This is a genomic window from Acetobacter persici, from assembly GCF_018256955.1.
GTDB classification, from domain to species: Bacteria; Pseudomonadota; Alphaproteobacteria; order Acetobacterales; family Acetobacteraceae; genus Acetobacter; species Acetobacter persici.
The window spans coordinates 102,501-105,253 of the sequence record NZ_JAERKU010000013.1 but is presented as its reverse complement, the minus strand read 5'-3'; the positions used below and the strand labels follow the sequence as shown (position 1 = coordinate 105,253).

The 2,753-nt window shown below is 54.9% G+C and carries 1 tRNA gene and 2 rRNA genes (1 of these 3 only partly in view); all 3 read right to left on the bottom strand.

The annotated features are described in order from the left end of the window. Position 1 precedes the first annotated feature (1 nt). Positions 2 to 78 (bottom strand) — tRNA-Met (locus JK199_RS12950). 26 nt (positions 79 to 104) lie between these two features. Further along, positions 105 to 220 (bottom strand): 5S ribosomal RNA (gene rrf / locus JK199_RS12945). A 124-nt stretch (positions 221 to 344) separates the two neighbouring features. Continuing rightward, a 23S ribosomal RNA gene (locus JK199_RS12940) occupies positions 345 to 2,753 on the bottom strand; it runs 331 nt beyond the window's last position.

Here is a 2,753-nt window from a genome sequence, read left to right as displayed (position 1 = left end):
TTGGTTGCGGGGGCAGGATTTGAACCTGCGGCCTTCAGGTTATGAGCCTGACGAGCTACCGGGCTGCTCCACCCCGCGGTGGTGTTTTGTAGGTGGACTGGAAGACCTGGCGGCGACCGACTTTCCCACGACTTAAGCCGCAGTATCATAGGCGCTGGGGGGTTTCACGGCCGAGTTCGGGATGGGATCGGGTGGATCACTCCCCGCCATGGCCACCAGGTCATCCAGTCCACCCTGAGTGGGGTGGTGTGGATGCGGTTGGTGTTTATTTAAAGAGAGGTTTGATGTGTGACGCGTGCATGGATGATTTCTGTGCACGGGCTGTCCTTTTAAGGGGACAGTATGAGAGTGAGCCTATAGAGCGATTAGGACCAGTTAGCTGCACGCATTACTGCGCTTCCACACCTGGCCTATCAACGTGATGGTCTATCACGGCTCTCAGGGAGATCTAGTTTTGAGGTGGGTTTCCCGCTTAGATGCTTTCAGCGGTTATCCCGTCCACACTTAGCTACCCGGCGGTGCCGCTGGCGCGACAACCGGTGCACCAGAGGTATGTTCATCCCGGTCCTCTCGTACTAGGGACAAATCCTCTCAAATCTCCAACATCCACGGCAGATAGGGACCGAACTGTCTCACGACGTTCTAAACCCAGCTCACGTACCACTTTAATCGGCGAACAGCCGAACCCTTGGGACCTGCTCCAGCCCCAGGATGTGATGAGCCGACATCGAGGTGCCAAACCTCCCCGTCGATGTGGACTCTTGGGGGAGATCAGCCTGTTATCCCTAGAGTACCTTTTATCCGTTGAGCGATGGCCCTTCCACGCGGGACCACCGGATCACTATGGCCGACTTTCGTCTCTGCTCGAGCTGTCACTCTCGCAGTCAGGCGGGCTTATGCCATTGCACTCAACAGCCGGTTTCCGACCGGCCTGAGCCCACCATCGCGCGCCTCCGTTACACTTTGGGAGGCGACCGCCCCAGTCAAACTGCCCACCATACAGGGTCCCGGATCAGGCTAACTGACCACGGTTAGACATCAGAAAAATTCAGGGTGGTATTTCAAGGATGGCTCCACAAGGACTGGCGCCCCTGCTTCAAAGCCTCCCACCTATCCTACACAGAATGTCTCTGATGCCACTGTAAAGCTGCAGTAAAGGTTCATAGGGTCTTTCCGTCTGACCGCGGATACCCCGCATCTTCACGGGGAATTCAATTTCGCTGAGCCGATGCTGGAGACAGCGGGGAAGTCGTTACGCCATTCGTGCAGGTCGGAACTTACCCGACAAGGAATTTCGCTACCTTAGGACCGTTATAGTTACGGCCGCCGTTTACCGGGGCTTCAATTCAGTGCTCTCACACCTCCTCTTAACCTTCCGGCACCGGGCAGGCGTCAGGCCCTATACGTCGTCTTACGACTTCGCAGAGCCCTGTGTTTTTACTAAACAGTCGCTACCCCCTGGTCTGTGCCACCCGCCAATGGTTGCCCACTAACGGGTCTCGTTTATCCCGAAGTTACACGAGTAATTTGCCTAGTTCCTTCAGCATCGTTCTCTCAAGCGCCTTGGTATTCTCTACCAGTCCACCTGTGTCGGTTTCGGGTACGGTCTATATGCCAGAGCTATTTCCTGGAATGCGCCAAAAGCCAGTCCAATCCGATAAGGACTGACAACATATTGCATTCGTCACTTCTGGCAGGTTCAGGACTATTCACCTGATTCCCATCGACTACGGCTCTCGCCCTCGCCTTAGGGGCCGACTAACCCTGCGTGGATTAACCTTGCGCAGGAACCCTTGGACTTTCGGCGACAGTGTTTCTCGCACTGTTTGTCGCTACTCATGTCAGCATTCGCACTTCCGATATCTCCAGAGAGGGTCACCCCGTCTCCTTCACAGACCTACGGAACGCTCCGCTACCGCGCATACATAGTATGCACCCACAGCTTCGGCACGTGGCTTGAGCCCCGTTACATTTTCGGCGCAGGGTTTCTATTAGACCAGTGAGCTATTACGCTTTCTTTAAAGGATGGCTGCTTCTAAGCCAACCTCCTGGTTGTTTTGGAATCCCCACATCCTTTCCCACTTAGCCACGATTTAGGGGCCTTAGCTGGTGGTCTGGGCTGTTTCCCTCTCGACAATGGACCTTAGCACCCACTGTCTGTCTGCCAGGCTAATACTTCCGGGTATTCGGAGTTTGGTTAGGTTTGGTAAGGCTTTGGGCCCCCCTAGCCCATCCAGTGCTCTACCCCCCGGGGTAAATACCTGACGGTCTACCTCAATAGATTTCGCGGAGAACCAGCTATTTCCGAGTTTGATTGGCCTTTCACCCCTAGCCACAGCTCATCTCCGACTTTTTCAACAGGCGTGAGTTCGGCCCTCCAGTGCGTGTTACCGCACCTTCAGCCTGGCCATGGCTAGATCACTCGGTTTCGGGTCTTCTGCCAGCAACTAGACGCCCTATTCAGACTCGCTTTCGCTACGCCTACACCTACCGGCTTAAGCTTGCTGCAAACAGAAACTCGCTGACCCATTATACAAAAGGTACGCCGTCACCCCATAAGAGGCTCCGACTGCTTGTAGGCATTCGGTTTCAGGTCTATTTCACTCCCCTCGTCGGGGTGCTTTTCACCTTTCCCTCACGGTACTTGTTCACTATCGGTCACCAGGGAGTATTTAGGCTTGGAGGGTGGTCCCCCCATGTTCAGACAGGGTTTCACGTGCCCCGCCCTACTCAAGGATCTTTAAAAGCACTAC